The sequence below is a fragment of the Actinokineospora xionganensis genome (assembly GCF_014323725.1).
GTDB lineage: Bacteria > Actinomycetota > Actinomycetes > Mycobacteriales > Pseudonocardiaceae > Actinokineospora > Actinokineospora xionganensis.
Map to the genome: position 1 here is coordinate 347,900 of NZ_JABVED010000005.1, position 16,743 is coordinate 364,642.

The 16,743-nt window shown below is 70.5% G+C and carries 8 protein-coding genes; 7 read left to right on the plus strand and 1 reads right to left on the minus strand.

From position 1 onward, the window contains the following. Positions 1 to 12 precede the first annotated feature (12 nt). Genes GPZ80_RS12030 through GPZ80_RS12055 form a run of 6 tightly spaced genes read left to right on the plus strand, consistent with a single transcriptional unit; the run spans position 13 to position 12,234 of the window. Positions 13 to 4,404, plus strand: a complete 4,392-nt coding sequence (locus tag GPZ80_RS12030; protein ID WP_222719158.1) for a MupA/Atu3671 family FMN-dependent luciferase-like monooxygenase — start codon at positions 13 to 15, stop codon at positions 4,402 to 4,404. Next, on the plus strand, positions 4,401 to 8,606 hold the full coding sequence (locus GPZ80_RS12035; RefSeq protein WP_187220383.1) for a type I polyketide synthase: 4,206 nt from the start codon (positions 4,401 to 4,403) through the stop codon (positions 8,604 to 8,606). The genes GPZ80_RS12030 and GPZ80_RS12035 overlap by 4 nt, the downstream gene beginning before the upstream one ends. Beyond that, positions 8,606 to 9,841, plus strand: coding sequence for a metal-dependent hydrolase family protein (locus GPZ80_RS12040; protein ID WP_187220384.1), 1,236 nt, complete (start codon positions 8,606 to 8,608; stop codon positions 9,839 to 9,841). The genes GPZ80_RS12035 and GPZ80_RS12040 overlap by 1 nt, the downstream gene beginning before the upstream one ends. Before the next feature lie 14 nt (positions 9,842 to 9,855). Continuing rightward, positions 9,856 to 10,032 (plus strand): MbtH family protein, encoded by a 177-nt coding sequence (locus tag GPZ80_RS12045; protein ID WP_187220385.1) that lies wholly within the window; start codon positions 9,856 to 9,858, stop codon positions 10,030 to 10,032. 31 nt (positions 10,033 to 10,063) lie between these two features. Next, complete coding sequence (locus GPZ80_RS12050; RefSeq protein WP_187220386.1) at positions 10,064 to 10,642, plus strand: NADPH-dependent FMN reductase; 579 nt, start codon at positions 10,064 to 10,066, stop codon at positions 10,640 to 10,642. Then, positions 10,639 to 12,234: an acyl-CoA carboxylase subunit beta gene (locus tag GPZ80_RS12055; RefSeq protein WP_187220387.1), complete on the plus strand. Its 1,596-nt coding sequence runs from the start codon at positions 10,639 to 10,641 to the stop codon at positions 12,232 to 12,234. The genes GPZ80_RS12050 and GPZ80_RS12055 overlap by 4 nt, the downstream gene beginning before the upstream one ends. Before the next feature lie 182 nt (positions 12,235 to 12,416). Here GPZ80_RS12055 and GPZ80_RS12060 read toward each other — a convergent pair whose 3' ends face one another. Next, a complete protein-coding gene (locus GPZ80_RS12060) occupies positions 12,417 to 15,275 on the minus strand; it encodes an ATP-binding protein (RefSeq protein WP_312880270.1) in 2,859 nt (952 codons plus the stop codon). Positions 15,276 to 15,519: 244 nt separating this feature from the next. Between GPZ80_RS12060 and GPZ80_RS12065 the strand changes: the two genes are divergently transcribed. Continuing rightward, complete coding sequence (locus GPZ80_RS12065) at positions 15,520 to 16,623, plus strand: ferritin-like domain-containing protein (protein ID WP_222719159.1); 1,104 nt, start codon at positions 15,520 to 15,522, stop codon at positions 16,621 to 16,623. Positions 16,624 to 16,743: the final 120 nt, after the last annotated feature.

The window sequence follows — 16,743 nt, forward strand, 5'->3', positions numbered from 1 at the left end:
CGAGGGCGAGCGGTGACCGACACGGCCAATCCCGACATCACCGACCCCGAGGGGGCAGCCGCCCGGCGGGCGTTGCTCGGCAGGCGGCTGCGGGAGCGCATCGCGTCGCGGGTCGTCCCGCTGTCGTATCCGCAGCAGCGGCTGTGGTTCCTCGACCAACTCGACCCCGGCAACGCCGTCTACGTCGTGCCGCTGGTCTACCGCATCGACGGTCCGCTCGACATTCGCGCGCTGGAGCACGCGCTGACGGAGGTCGTGCGCAGGCACCATGTGCTGCGCACGACGTTCGCGGCGGGTGAGGACGGGCTGCCCGCGCAGACCGTGCGGCCCGCCGCCCCGATCACCGTGCCGGTGCACGACGTCTCCGCCTCGGCCGACCCGACCCCGGTCGCGCAGGCGTTGTGCGCCGCGCAGGCCCGGCTTCCGTTCGACCTCAGTGCCGACCCGATGCTGCGCCCGGTGCTTGTCCGGCTCTCCGCGACCGAGCACTGGTTCTGCCTGACCCTGCACCACCTCGCCTGCGACGGCGCGTCCCTCGGCCTGCTCGCCGCTGAGCTGTCCACCTTGTACAGGGGGATGGATCTTCCCGAGCTGTCCCTGCAGTACGGCGACTACGCCGAACGGCAAGCCGCCCGGCTGACCGGCGCGCCGCTGGAGGAGATGCTCGCCTACTGGCGCGAGCGACTCGCAGGCGCGCCCGCGCTGGCCACGCTGCCGACCGACCACCCCCGCCCGCCGACGCAGAGTTACCAGGGCGGGCACGTCGGCTTCACCGTCGCCCCCGACACCGCCGCCGCCACCACCGAACTGGCCCGCTTGTGCGGCGCGACGCCGTACGCCGTGCTCCTCGCGGCCTTCGCCGTGCTGGTGCACGGATACACCGGCGGCGACGAGGCCATCGTCGGCTCGCCCGTCGCCGGGCGCACCAGCGAGGCTGTCGCCCCGCTGATCGGGTTCTTCACCAACACCGTCGTGCAGCGGATCGACCTGACCGGCGACCCGTCGTTCCGCGACCTCGTCGCCCGCGCCCGTGACGAGAGCCGGGCCGCCATCGCCCACCAGGATTTGCCGTTCGAGAAGCTCGTCGAGCAGATGCACCCGAGCCGCGATCCGGCGCACAACCCGATCTTCCAGCTGATGTTCAGCTACCACGAGAGCGACGACGACGTGCTGTCGCTGCCCGGGTGCGAGGTCCGGATGGTCCCCGGCGACACCGCGACGGCCAAGTTCGACCTCACGCTCAGTCTCACCCGCAGGGCCGATACCCTCTCCGGGCGGCTGGAGTATGCGAGCGACCTGTTCGACCGGGATACCGCCGAGCGGATGGCCGCGCACTTCGGCACCGCGCTCGCCGCAGCCGTGGCGGACCCGGAACGTCCTATCGGGACACTCCCGCTGCTCGACAAAGCCGAACGCGAACGCATCGCGGTCGGCGGCAACCCCGAGCCCACGCCGGTTCCGAACGTCCTGCTGCACGAGCTCGTCGCCGCCCAAGCCGCCCGCACCCCGGACGCCCAGGCGCTACTCGGCGCGAACGACACCGCGGACCAAGCACTGACCTACCGCGATCTCGACGAGCGCGCCGAGTCACTGGCCGCCCGGCTGCGCGGCTTCGGTGTCGGCCCGGACGTCCCGGTCGGGGTGTACCTGGACCGGTCGCCCGAGCTCGTAGTCACCCTGCTGGCCATCCTCAAGGCAGGCGGCGCCTACCTGCCGCTGGATCCCGGCTACCCGCACGCCCGGCTCACCTTCATGGTCGAGGACGCCAGGGCCGCCGTCGTGGTGACCTCAGGAACTCTCGCGCGCCGCGCCGCCGCCATGCCCGCGCCCCTGGTGCGACTGGACGAGCGGACCGATGACGAGCCCGCGCCCATCCACACCGCGGGTCCGCTCGCGCCGGACAACCTGGCCTACGTCATCTACACGTCGGGCTCGACCGGCACCCCCAAAGGCGTCATGGTCTCGCACCGCAACGTGGTCAACTTCTTCACCGGCGTCGACGACGTGTGCCCAGGCGACACCCCCCGCACCTGGCTTGCCGTCACCAGCATGTCCTTCGACATCTCGGTGCTCGAATTGCTGTGGACGCTGGCCCGCGGCCACCGCGTGGTCGTGCGCGGCGACGAGCCCACCATGACCACCGCGCTCGCGGGCGGCAGCGTCGTGCCCGCCGCGGCGCAGGCCAGGACCATGGACTTCAGCCTGTTCTACTTCGGCGGCGACCGCGGCGGCGACCCGGCGAACCGCTACCGGCTCCTGATGGAGGGCGCGAAGTTCGCCGATCGCAACGGTTTCGCCGCGGTGTGGACGCCCGAACGGCACTTCCACGAGTTCGGCGGCCTCTACCCGAACCCGTCGGTGACCGGTGCCGCCATCGCCGCGGTCACCGAGCGGCTGCACGTGCGCGCGGGCAGCGTGGTGCTGCCGCTGCACGACCCGCTGCGCGTGGCCGAGGAGTGGTCCGTGCTGGACAACCTGTCCGGCGGCCGCGTCGGCATCTCGGTGGCGTCGGGCTGGCAGCCCAACGACTTCGTTCTCTCGCCCGACACCTACGCCGATCGCAAGAACGCGATGCTGCGCGGCGTCGAGGAACTGCGCCACCTGTGGCGCGGCGGTGGGGTGACCCGGCGCAACGGCGTCGGCGCCGACACGGAGGTGAAGATCTTCCCGGCGCCGGTGAGCGGCGACCTCCCGGTGTGGATCACCAGCGCGCGCAGCCCGGAGACGTTCCAACTGGCGGGCGAGATGGGCGCCGGCCTGCTGACCCACCTGCTCGGCCACTCCGTCGCGCAACTCGCCGACAAGATCGACCTGTACCGCAAGGCGTGGCGTGAGGCGGGCCACCCCGGCGAGGGGCATGTGACCCTGATGCTGCACACGTTTGTCGGCGGTGACGTCGACGCCGTGCGCGAGCTGGTTCGTGAGCCGCTGTGCGCCTACATCAAGTCCTCGTTCGACCTGCTGTCCGGCCTGGGGCAGGCGATGGGCCGCGAGGTCGACCCGCGCCAGCTGCCCGAACCCGAACTCGACGCCCTGGTGGCGGCCGCGTTCGAGCGATTCTTCGACACCTCCGGCCTGCTCGGCGGCCCGGAGCACTGCGCGGACCTGATCGACGAGCTCAAGGGGATCGGCGTGGACGAGGCCGCGTGCCTGGTCGACTTCGGCGTCGCCCACGACCAGGTGCTCGAAGCGTTGCCGGACCTGCGCTCGGTGCTCGAGCTGAGCGAGGACCGCCGCCGCCGCGCGCTGGCCGACGAGCCGATCGCCACGCAGGTGCGCAGGCATGGCGTGACCCACCTGCAGTGCACACCGTCCATGGCCGGTCTGCTGGTGGACGACGGCGCGGGGTCCCTCGGCGGCCTGGCCACCCTGTTGGTCGGCGGCGAGGCGCTGCCCGAGCCGCTGGCGCAGGCCCTTTCCGGCGCGGTCGACGACGTCCACAACATGTACGGCCCGACCGAGGCCACCGTGTGGGCCACCACCACGCCGGTACGGCCGGGGGAACCGGTGACCATCGGCGCGCCCATGGCGAACGTCCGCGCCTACGTGGTCGACGCGCACATGCGACTGACGCCGCCCGGGGTGCCGGGCGAGCTGCTCCTCGGCGGCGACGGCATCACCCGCGGCTACCTCGGCAGGCCGGGGCTGACCGCGACCAAGTTCATCCCCGATCCGTTCTCCGGGCAGGCGGGCGGACGGCTGTACCGCACCGGCGACCTGGTGCGCCGCGAGGCCGACGGCGCACTGCGATTCCTCGGCAGGCTCGACCACCAGGTCAAGGTGCACGGCCACCGCATCGAGCTCGGCGAGATCGAGAACACCGTGGCCGCCCACCCCGAGCTGCGCGCCGCCGCGGTGACCGTTCGGGGGACCGGCGCGGGCAGCCGCATCGTGGCCTACTGCGTCCCCGGCGGGGGCCCGTCGGCGGACGACCTCCGGGTGTTCTGCGCCCGGACGCTGCCCGACTACATGGTGCCCGCGGACATCGTCTTCCTCGACGAGCTGCCCACCACGCCCAACGGCAAGGTCGCCCGCGATCTGCTGCCCTATCCCGCCGACCGGCCCGCGGCGGTCTACCAGCCGCCGGGCACCGATGTCGAGCGTGCGGTCGCGCGGATCATGGCCGAGATCGTCAAGGCCGATCGGGTCGGCGTGCACGACAACTTCTTCGAGGTGGGCGGCAACTCGCTGCTCGCGGTGCAGGCCCGCGCCCGCCTGCTGCCGGTGCTGGGTGACCGACTGTCTCTTGTGGACATTTTCCGCTACCCGACGGTGCGCGGTCTGGTCACGGCTGTCGGCGCCGACGACGGATCGGCCACCGCCTCCGCCGAGCGCGCCAAGGAGTCCGCGGGCCGTCGGGCCGCCGCGTTCGCCCGCAAGCGCAAGGAAAGGACCGGGGCATGACCGAGGAGTACGAGGACGGCGTCGAGCCGATCGCGGTTGTCGGGCTGGCTTGCCGGGTGCCCGGCGCGCGCACCCCGGAGCGGTTCTGGCACAACATGCGTGCCGGCGTCGACTCGATCAGCCGGTTCACCACCGCCGAACTGCTCGCCTCCGGCGTCGACGCGGACACCCTCGCCGACCCCGATTACGTGCCCGCATCCGGTTTCCTCGACGACGCCGACCGCTTCGACGCGGAGTTCTTCGGCTTCACCCCCGCCGAGGCCGAGACGATGGACCCGCAGCAGCGCCAGCTCTGCGAGACCGCGTGGGCGGCGATGGAGGACGCGGGCCACGACCCGGCGCGCTTCCCCGGCGACGTCGCGGTGTTCGCGGGCGCGTTCATGACCAAGTACCTGGTCTCGAACCTGTCCACCAGCGCCCGGTTCCAGCGCTCGCCGATGGCGCCGCTGGCCCGGATGTTCAACGACAAGGACTTCCTCGCCACCCGCCTGTCCCACCTGCTCGACCTGACCGGCCCGGCGTACACGGTGCAGACCGCCTGCTCGACCTCGCTGGCCGCCACCCACCTGGCCTGCCAGTCGCTGCTGAGCTACGAGTGCGACGCGGCGCTGGTCGGCGGCGTGACTGTCAACGTGCCGCTGCGCGCGGGCTACCCGGTCGCCGACAGCGGGCTGTTCAGTGCCGACGGCCAGTGCAGGCCGTTCGACGAGCGCGCCGGGGGCACGGTGCCCGGCAGCGGGGTGGTCGTCGTGCTGCTGCGCAGACTGTCCGACGCGCTGGCCGACCGCGACCACGTCTACGCGGTCATCCGGGGATCGGCGGTCAACAACGACGGCGCGCTCAAGGCGGGCTACGCCGCGCCCAGCGTCGACGGACAGTTGCGCGTGATCACCTCCGCGCTGGCCGTCGGCGGGGTGGACCCGGCGACCATCGGCTACGTGGAGGCCCATGGCACCGCCACCCAGGTCGGCGACCCGATCGAGGTCACCGCACTGACCCAGGCGTACGCGGGCGCCGAGGTGGGCTCGTGCGCACTGGGGTCGGTCAAGGCGAACATCGGCCACCTCGACGCCGCGGCGGGTCTTGCCGGGCTGCTGCGCGCCGCGCTCGCCCTGCACCACGACGAGATCCCGCCCAACGCCAACTTCACCGCCCCCAACCCGGAGCTGCGGCTGGCGGAGACGCCGTTCTACGTGCCGTCCGCCGCTCGGGACTGGCCCAAGGCCGACCATCCGCGCCGGGCCGCGGTCAGCTCGTTCGGCGTAGGCGGCACCAACGCCCACGTCGTGCTCGAAGCGGCCCCCGCCGCAGCCGTCGAACGTGCCGAGGCTCGCCAGTTGCAGCTGATCCCGGTGTCGGCCCGCACCCGGGCCGCGGCTGACGCGGTGACCGAGCGGCTCGCCTCCGCACTGGACGCGGCTCCGCCCCCACTGTCCGACGTGGCCTTCACGCTGCAGGCAGGAAGGCGCGCATTCGCCGTGCGCCGCTTCGCCGTGTGCGCCGACGCCGCCGACGCGGTGCGCGCGCTGCGTGGCGACGACCCCGGCAGACTCGTCACCAAGGTCGCGCCCGACGGGCCGCACGAGGCGGTGTTCACCTTCCCCGGTGGCGGCATGCAGCACCCCGACATGGGCCTGGACATCTACCGCTCCGAGCCGGTGTTCCGCGCGGAGGTCGACCGCTGCGCGGAAATCCTGTTGCCCCGCCTCGGTTTCGACCTGCGCAGGCTGATGTTCCCGTCGGCCTTCACGCCGCTGCCCGGCCGAGAGCTGGCCGGGGGAGCCGCGACGATGGGCCGCGATCAGGGCGCGGGTGTCGTGTCGTCGCTGTTCGTCACCGAGTACGCGTTGGCCCGCCAGCTCATGGCGTGGGGTGTGCGGCCCGCGGCGATGCTCGGCCACAGCCTCGGCGAGTACGTCGCCGCGTGCCTGGCCGGTGTGTTCACCCTGGAAGGGGCGCTGGAGATCACCCTGGCCCGCGGCGAGCTGTTCGCGGCCATGCCGCCGGGCCGGATGCTCGTCGTCGGGCTGCCCGAGGCGGAGGTGATCCCGTTGCTGTCCGAGCGCGTCTCCGTGTCCGCGGTCAACGCGCCCGCCATGACGGTGGTCGCCGGGCCGGACGCCGACATCGCCGCGCTGCTGAAGGACTTGCGCGCCCGCGACGTCGACTGCCGCAAGGTGAGTGTGCCGGTGGCCAGCCACTCGTGGATGGTCGAGCCGTACCTCGCCGAATTCACCGCGAAGATCGCCGACCTGCCGCTGTCCGCGCCGACGATCCCGGTCGTCTCCAGCGTGACCGGCACGTGGATCACCGCGGCGGAGGCCACCGACCCGAAGTACTGGGCACGCCATCTGCGTCAGCCGGTCCGTTTCGCCGACGGCGTGCGGCAGGTGCTAGCCGAACCCGGCCGTGTGCTGCTGGAGGTCGGCCCCGGCCGCGCGCTGACCGCGCTGGCCGCCGCGCAGCAACTTGCGCCGACGCCGATCGCCGTCGCGACGATGGGTCTGCCCCGCGACGCACTGCCCGACCTCGCGCACCTGGTGACCGCCGTCGGGCGGCTCTGGCAGTGCGGTGTGGACGTCGACTGGGTCGCGTTCCACGGCGACGCGGACCCGCGCCGGGTGCCGCTGCCGACCTACCCGTTCCAGGGGGAGCGACACTGGGTCGAGCCAGGCGGGCCGGTCGTTCGCGAACAGGCCACCGAGCCGGTGATCGACCTGCCCGAGGTCGACCTCGACCTTGACGGCTTCGTCGCCCCTCGCACCGACCGCGAGCGGCAGGTGGCGGCGATTTGGTGCGACCTGCTTGGTCTGGAGCGGGTCAGCGTCGACGACGACTTCTTCGACCTCGGCGCGCACTCGCTGATGGTCACCCAGGTGACCAGGCAGCTGCGCCGGATGGGCGCCACCGAGCTCAGCGCCCGCGATGTGCTGCTGGCGGGCACGGTCGAGGGCATGGCCGCGCTGGTCGACCGCGCGTTGGGCCTCGTGCCCGCCGTCGCGACCTCGACCGGCGTCGTCCTCGCCGACGAGGTGCTGCTCGACGAAGCCATCACCGCCGAGGGGCTGGCCCCGGTGGATCCGTCGCGGCCGGGCACCGTGCTGCTCACCGGCGCCACCGGGTTCGTCGGCGCCTTTCTGTGCGCCGAGTTGCTGGGGTCCACCGACGCGACCGTGCTGTGCCTGGTGCGCTCCGCCGACGAACGCGAGGGCCTGGAACGCGTGCGGGCCAACCTCGACTCCTACGGCCTTCGATCGACATGGGGCACGCGGCTCGCTGTGGTGTCGGGCGACCTGTCCCGTCCCCGGCTCGGGCTCACCGAGGCGTCGTTCGCCGACCTCGCCGAGCGGGTCGACACCATCCACCACTGCGGCGCGTGGGTGAACTTCGTCCGCCCCTACCGGGCGCTCAAGGCGGCCAATGTTCTTGGCACGCAGGAGATCCTGCGGCTGGCCACGACGCACAAGCTCAAGCCGGTGCACCACGTGTCGACCCTCGCTGTGCTTGCGGGGGCGATGCGTGAGGACGTCGAGCGGATCGACGAGAACGACCCGCTGCCGCCCGCCATCGGCCACGACACCGCCTATAGCCAGAGCAAGTGGGTCGCCGAAGGCCTGGTGCGGCTGGCCCGCGAACGCGGCGTCCCGGTCTCGGTCTACCGGGCCGGTGGCGTGCTGGCCGATTCCCGCAGCGGCGCGTCGAACCGGGACGACTACGTCACCAAGGTCATCCAGGGCTGTGTCCAATTGGGACTGGCGCCGGAACGCGAGTACGAGCTGTCGGTTGGCACGGTCGACCACCTCGCACGGCTTGTGGTGGGGCTGTCCACCTCGCCGACGGCGCTGGGCCGCACCTTCCACACGATCGATCCGCGGCCGCTGCCATGGAACGCGATCTTCGACCGGATCCGGGAATTCGGCTACCCGGTGCGCGGCGTCCCATTCGACGAGTGGCGGGCCGCGCTGATCGACCAGGTCGACCAGGACGGCGACGACAACGCGCTCGCGCCGCTGATGGCGATGCTCGGCGACACCCCGGACCGCAAGATGCCCGAGATCGGCTGCGGCAACGTCTTCGACGTGCTGGGCGAGGCGGGCGCCCCCGAACTGGACCGGGCCTACTTCGACCGAATGCTGCGCTTCTTCGTGCGCGGCAAACTGCTGCCGCCGGTCGTGGCGGCGGACCTGACTGGAGGCTCCTGATGAGCATGCTGTTCACCGGGGCGACGCTCATCGACGGCGTGGCCGATGACCCGATCACCGACGGCGCCGTCCTCGTGGAGGATGACCGCATCACCGAGGTAGGCACCCGGTCGGTGCCCCGCGAGGCGGATCTGATCGACCTGTCCGGTTTGACCTTGCTGCCCGGCCTGATCGACGCGCATGTCCACATCGGACACTCCAGCGAGATGCGCGCGGTGTTGAACCTGGAGGTGTCGGTCGCCGAGCGCGCCGCCGACATCTTTCGCACGCTGCGCCAGACCGTCGAGGCCGGGTTCACCGCCGTGCGCGACTGCGGCGGCATCGACCACGGCGTGTTGCGCACTGTGGGCAGGGGACTGGTTCCCGGCCCACGGATCTGGGCCTCGGCGTCGCCGCTGGTGCAGTGCGGCGGGCACGGCCACCTCAGCTCGCCGTTCGTCGGCCCGGATGAGACTTTCCACTTCCGGGTGCGCGGTCTCACCGCGGTCGGGCGGATCTCCGACGGCGAGGACGAGGTGCGCAAGGCCGCCCGCGAGTGCTTCCGGCAGGGCGCGTCGTTCCTGAAGATGGCCGTCACCGGTGGGGTGGTCTCGGTCGCGGACAACCTGTCCGACACCCAGTTCAGCGTCGAGGAGATCGCGGTCGCGGTCGCGGAGGCGCACGCGCGCAACACCTATGTCACCGTCCACGCGCACAACGTCGCGGGCATCCACAACGCGGTGCGCGCGGGCGTCGAGTGCGTCGAACACGGCACCGGGATCGACGAGGAGACCGCCGCGATGATGGCAGAGCGAGGAGTCAGCCTCGTGCCGACACTGGCGATCGCGAAGGTGCTCACCGAGAACTTCGACCAGCACGGGCTGCCGCCGCAGATCCGCCACCGGGTCGGCGACACCATGCAGGGCATGGTCGACGCCATCCAGGCGTCGTTGGCGGCGGGCGTGCCGGTCGGTTCCGGTTCCGACCTCATCGGACCCGACCAGAACCGCCGCGGCCTGGAGTTGGTGCTCAAAGCCGAGGTGATGGGCGCGATGGCGGCGATCAAGTCGGCCACGTCGGTCAACGCCAAGATCATGCGGGTGGCCGACAAGATCGGCAGCGTCGAGGTCGGCAAGTACGCAGACCTGGTCGCCGTCGACTTCGATCCCATCGCGCACCCGGAGTTGTTCGACGACCCGTCGCGGGTCGTGCTGGTCGTCAAGGGCGGCCGCATCGTCAAGGACACCCGCAAGTGACCAAGGAGCATTCGATGGCCGACACCCGCTATCTCGTCGTCGTCAACGGCGAGGAGCAGTTCTCGATCTGGGCCGAGTCGATGGCCGTGCCGCCGGGCTGGCGCGCGGCGGGCTTCGTCGGGTCCGAAGAGGACTGCCTCGCCCACATCGAGACGGTCTGGACCGACATGCGTCCGCTGAGCCTGCGCTGACACCGAAACCTAGGGCAAGAAGGGCGCGACCATGAGTGAGCCGCGGACAGCACCGCTCGTCGTCGGCATCGGCGGATCCGGCACGCCGGGATCGGCGACCGAGCGGGCGCTGAGCACCGCCCTCGACGAGGCGGCACGGATGGGCGCGCGGGTCCGGCTGTTCGGCGGCGCGTTCCTCAGCGATGTGCCGATGTTCCGGCCGCGGCAGTCAGCGCGGGTGTGGTCGGCGGTCGAGTTGTTGGACTGTGTCGCCATGGCCGACGGGATCATCCTCGCCACGCCGAGCTACCACGGCGGCGTGTCCGCCCTGGTCAAGAACGCCTTGGACTACTTGGAGGACCTGCGCGCACATGACCGTCCGTACCTCGACGGCCGGGCGGTGGGCTGCGTGGTGACCTCGTCGGGGGCCCAGGCGGGCGGTACGACGCTGGCCGCGATGCGCTCGATCGTGCACGCGTTGCGCGGCTGGCCAACCCCGCTCGGCGTCACCCTCAACACCGCGGAGCCCGCCGAGGACCTGGGCGCGGGTTCGCTGCGGATGATGGCCACCCAGGTCGTCGAGTTCGCCACCCTGTTCGGCGCCCGCGGGCCCGTGGGAGCGCGGCGATGAGCGCGTTGCCGCTGCCGCCGCCCGTGCCCGAGCGTGCGACCACCGCGGACCGGCTGGCCGAGTTCCACCGGATGCGCGAGGAGACCCGCAGACCCGGATCCCAGCGGGCGGCGAGCAGGCAACACGTGCTGGGCAAGTTCACCGCCCGCGAACGGATCACCATGCTCCTTGACGATGAGTCCTTCGTCGAGACCGATCCACTGGCCCGGCATCGATCGACCGCGTTCGGCATGGACCGGCGGCGCCCGGCGGGTGACGGGGTCGTCGCGGGCTTCGGCACCGTCGACGGCCGCACCGTCGCGGTGTTCGCCCAGGACGTCACGTCGTTCAACGGCAGCGTCGGCGAGGTGTTCGGGGTCAAGGTCGGCAAGGTCCTCGACATGGCGATGCGGGTGGGCTGCCCGGTCGTCGGGCTCTACGACTCCAGCGGCGCCCGCCTGCAGGAAGGCGTGTTGTCGCTGGCCGCCTTCGGCCAAGTCGCTCGACGCGTGGTCACCGCGTCCGGGGTGATCCCGCAGATCTCGGTGATCATGGGCGTCTGCGCGGGCGGCGCGGTCTACACCCCGGCGGCCACCGATTTCGTGGTGATGGTCGACCGCACATCGCACATGTTCGTCACCGGACCCGACGTGATCCGCTCGGTCACCGGCGAGACCGTCGGCATGGAGGACCTGGGCGGCGCGTCCCTGCACGCGGGCCGCACCGGCAACGCCCACTACGTCGCGACCGACGAGGCCGACGCGATCGACTACGTCAAGGACCTGCTGTCATTCATGCCGTCCAACAACCTCGACGAGCCACCGAGGCACACGCTGGTCGCCGACCTTCGCCTGTCCGAACAGGACAGCGAACTGGACGCGATCATCCCTGACGCCGCCGAACACGGCTACGACATCGTCGACGTGGTCACCCGCATCGTCGATGACGGCGATCTTCTGCAGGTGCACGCCCGCTTCGCCCGCAACATCGTGTGCGGATTCGCGCACATCGAGGGCTCCCCGGTCGGGGTGGTCGCCAACCAGCCCAACCATCTCGCGGGTGCCCTGGACATCGACGCGGCCGAGAAGGCGGCACGATTCGTCCGCTTCTGCGACGCCTTCGGGTTGCCCCTGCTGACTTTCGTCGACGTACCCGGATTTCTGCCGGGGACCGACCAGGAACACGCTGGGATCATCCGGCGCGGCGCGAAACTGGGGTTCGCCTACATCGAGGCGACGGTGCCGAAGGTCACGGTGATCACACGCAAGGCGTTCGGCGGCGGGTATGCGGTGATGGCGTCCAAGGAGTTCGGTGCTGACGTGTGTGTGGCTTGGCCGACCGCGGAGATCGGGGTGATCGGGTCGCGGGGCGGGGTGAACCTGTTGTTCCACAGCGAAATCCGGGACGCACCTGACCCGGTGTCGGCCCGACGGGAGTACGCGGAGCTGTATCACGACACTTTGATCAGCCCGTACGTGGCGGCGGAGCGTGGATGTATAGACGATGTGATCGCGCCCTCGGAAACGCGGGGGACGATTGTGCGGGCGTTGCGGGCTCTGCGAAGCAAACGAGTGATCACACCGCCCCGAAAGCACAGCAACATCCCCCTGTGACTGCTCCTTCCGTTCTGTCCGCCGATCCAACCGTTCGTCGACCCGATCACCCACCGAACGTGACGGGTCGAGCCCGAACAGGTGCCCCACGCACCAATCGTGCGGTCCCGCCCCCAACGCGCGACCGCGCGTCGCGTGACCACGCGACGTGCGGTCACGCGACCACGCGATGATGCGTCGAGTCAGACCGTGAGCGACCTGGCCTGGTGATCGCTGACGTGAGCGGCCACTCCCGCCCGATTGCCCACGCCGAGCTTGGCGAAGACGTTCGTCAGATGCATCTCCACCGTCTTCTCAGCGATATGCAGCTTCCGCGCGATCTGCCGATTGGTCAGCCCGTCGCGCACCAGGTCGGCGATCTGTTGTTCCCGCCGGGTCAGCACGGCCGGACGGTCGGATGCGTTCTCGGTGGCCCGCTGCCCATTCTGGGTGATCAACCTGCGCCGCTCCAGTTCGGCTCGCTTGGCCCATGGTGTGGCGCCGATGCGTTCGAGACCGGCTCGGGCCGCCCGGAGTTCGCGCTGGGCGTCGTCGCGGCGGCCTGCGTGCCACAGGGCCATGCCCAGCACCACCCGGGCACGGAGTTCGTCGAAGATCGCTCCTGTCGCGGCCAAACCTTCGACGGCGTCCTCGGCCCGAGCCAGCGCCGCGAGTGGATCGGTCGCCAGGAGCAGTTGCGCCATGGCGAGGTGGCCGAGCGCGGACCGGCCGGGGTGATCGAGCAGCATACCCGCCGAGACCGCCAGTTCCGCCCACTTGGCCGCCGCCTCCGGGTTGCCCGCCTCCAACTCGGCGCGGGTCATCAACTCGTACCAGCTGACTCGGGAGCACGGGTTGGATCCGGGCAGGTTGGGTCCACCAGCGGCGGGCACCAAGTCGAGGCAGCCCTGGGGGTCGCCTGCGGCCAGCTTGGTCTCGGCAAGCATCCGTAGCGCCAGCAGGCTTTGCCAGCCGACGACGGCGTCGGCGTCCTGAACCATCGCGGAGGCCTCCTGTTCGGCCCGCTTGTCCGGAGTACCCAGGCCCGCGCTGGCCCACGCGAGCATCGCCTTGGCGGCGAAGAGTTGGCCCTGGCTGCCCGAGCTCTCCGCGAGATGACACGCGTTACGCGCGGCCTCGCTGGCGTCGACCAGCCTGCCGCGGGCGTGCAGCGCCAACACCTGGCCCAGCAGCAACTGGGGGAGCACCAAGCCGTTGTCGGCGCGGACGGCCCGGTCGACCGCGCGGTCGAAATGCCTTGCGGCGTCGTACCAGCGGACCAGCAGGATCTCGCTCCACCCGATCCATACGGCGGCGTCCAGACTCGCCGTGTGCTCGTCGTCGAGCATCATGTCGAGGATGGCCGTGGCCTGGGCCAGGTGCGCCGCGGCGCTCTCGCCGTTGCCCGCGGTGCCGTCCGCCTTGCCCATCAGGCCAAGGCTGGACGCCTCCAAAGCGCGGTCGCCCTCGCGGCGGGCCATGGCCAGTGCTTCGCGCGCCCACCAGCGGCACGCCATGGGATCGCCTTTGACCAGTTCGGTGTGGGCGATCTCCAGGCGCAGCGCGGCCGACGGCGCGGAGAAATCGTCGCCGCGGGCCTCGATCTCGGCCCGCAGCACCGCGTCCGCCGAACCGTGGGTGCCCAGCAGGCGTTCGACAGCGGCGAGCGCGGCCACCGCCTCGCCGCGCAGATCCCGCGCGTCCGGGGGTAGCAGGACCATGGCTTCGAGCAGGGTCTGGCGGCAGTCGCGCAGTCTGCCGATGGTGCCCAATGCCTTGGCCCTCGCCACCAACAGCATCGCTCGGGTGGCCATGGTGTCGTCCCGGCTGGGCAGCGCGCGCAACGCGGTGCGCAGCCAGGCCTCCGCTGCCAGCGGCTGAGTCGCGACGACAGCCTTCGCTGCCTCTGTGAGAAGCTTCACACCCTCCAGGTCGCCATGTCTGATGCCGTGCTGGACGTGCGTTGCGCGTTCGGCGGGTGTCGCCCCCCGGGCGCGCAGCACCTCGTCCGCCTTGGCGTGCAAGCTGATCCGCACGCAGAGCTCGCTGTGCTGATATACCGCGCGCCGCACCACCGGATGGCGGAAGGCGAAGCAGCGCCCGCGGTCGAGCGGACGCACGAGGTCGCGGCCGATGAGCTCGTCGATGCCCGCCAGCACGTCGGATTCCGGCAGGTCTACGACCGCGGTGAGCAGGTCGAGGTCGAAGTCGTCGCCGATCACGGCTCCCGCGTCGGCTGTCGCCTTGGCCTCGGCGCTGATGCCGTCGAACTCGGCGATGAATCCCGCGCTGTCGTCGTAGGCGACCCGGTGCGCGCCGCGGATCGGGTCGTTCTGCCACTTCACGGTGCGCGCGGACAGCAGCGCGTGCAGGTAGCCCGGGTTGCCGCCGCTCTCGCGGTAGAGGTTCCTGCGCCACACGGTGGTGCCCTGGTCGGCGAGCATGCGGTGCATGTCCCGCTCGGTCAGTGGTCCTAAGTGGACCTGGGTGATCGGCAGGTGCCGCGAGCGGTCCTGGATCGTCGACCGCAGCCCGGCGCTGGTCTGCCGGTCGCGAAAGCAGAGCACGAACAGCACCGGCGCCGACGGCGGCTTGCGCAGCATCGCGCCGAGCATCCGCAGCGCGGCTGGGGAAGCCAGGTGGCAGTCGTCGAGGATCACCACGAGGGCGCCGCCCGCCAGTCGGGTGAGCAGTGCGCGCACGCCGCGAGGGTCGACGGCGTCGTCGTCCTGGGTGTGATCATGGTCGTCGAGCGCGTCGCCGAGGATGCCGGCCGGGCCGGTTGCCGTGCCGCGGATGGCCCGGCCGGAGCGGATTACGGCCCCGTGGGACTGGACCAGCGCGGCGAATTCGGCTAATAGCGAGGTTTTTCCGATCCCGGCATCGCCGGTCACCACCGCCAGACCGGCGGTCCGCCCCCGTTTGTCAAGTCTGCGGAATGCGCCAAATAGGTTCTCGAGTTCGTCCGAGCGGCCGATCAAGGTTGGACCGTCAACGGTATTACGGGATCTTTCACTTTCGTCGGATAATTCTGGTAGAGAATCGTCTTCTCTCCGAGCCACTTGCCCCCCTTGCCCAAAAGCGTGTTCCTCGGCTGGAGCCGAGGCAGGACCAACGGGGCGACCGCCTCGGTGCGACCGCCAGCACTTCCACGGAAGCGCAATGCTGTTGGAGTGTCAAGTGTTCGCTGGGTCGCACGGCAGGGCCCGGGGGTGCCCAGGGTATTCCCTAGTGTCGCCAGGGGCCTACTGCGGCAAGACTTGCGGACGTCCAGCTCGGCGCTACGAAAATCCGTGGAGGAGTAAGTTGAGCACACGCATGTACGCGTTGCCGGTCGAGCAGACGCAGTGGCATGTTCCTGGGGGCAGCACGACGGTTTTCGACTGGGAGTACGACGAGGGTCGGGATCGTTTACTCGGTCTTTACGAAAAGGGCAAACAAAAGCAGTGGGATGCCGCCGAACGTCTCGACTGGACAATTGAGGTCGACGTCAACGACCCCATGGGCGTGCCTGAGCAGAGCATCGCGATCTACGGGTCCCAGGTGTGGGACTCGATGGGCGCCAAGGACCGCGGCATGGTCCGCCACCACCTGGCCTCGTGGCAGTTCTCCCAGTTCCTGCACGGTGAGCAGGGCGCGCTGATCTGCTCGTCGAAGATCGTGCACACCGTCCCCGGCCTGGACGCGAAGTTCTACGCCGCGACGCAGGTCATGGACGAGGCGCGCCATGTCGAGGTCTATTCCCGCTATCTGCGCGAGAAGTTGAAGCTGGCCTACCCGATCAATCCCGGCCTCAAGGCGCTGCTCAACGACGTGATCTCCGACCCGCGGTGGGATATGACCTACCTCGGAATGCAGGTGCTCATCGAGGGATTGGCGCTGGCGGCGTTCGCGCTGATCCGCGACATCGCCACCGAGCCGCTGGCCAAGACGCTCAACGCCTACGTCATGCAGGACGAAGCCCGGCACGTCGCCTTCGGCAGGCTCGCGCTGCGCGACTACTACCCGCAGCTGACCCAGGCCGAGCGCGACGAGCGCGAGGAGTTCTGCATCGAGGCGTGTTACCTGATGCGGCAGCGGTTCCTCGGCGAGGAGGTCTGGCGCAACCTCGACATCGACGCGGACGAGTGCATCGAGTACATGCGCAACTCCGAGCACTTCAAGCGGTTCCAGAGCCACCTGTTCTCTCGGATCGTGCCGACCCTGAGCGACATCGGGCTGTTCGGCGACCGCATGCGCCAGACGTTCGCCGACATCGGTGTCATCGGCTACGAGACCACCGATATCGACTCGCTGATGGAGCAGGACGAGAAGATCGCCGAGGATCTCGACCACGCGCGCATCGTGCAGGTGGAACAGGCGATCACGCTCGGCGGGCTCGAGCCTGGCCAGGAAACGACTGTCCGGTAAGGGTTTCACGTCATCAGACCTGAAGGGCGTCACGCACCCCCCGACGTGGCGCCTTTCGGCCTGCCCTGGGCGGGCCGGCGATGCGTCCGAACGGGTGAGAGTGACTTCGTCGATCAAAAT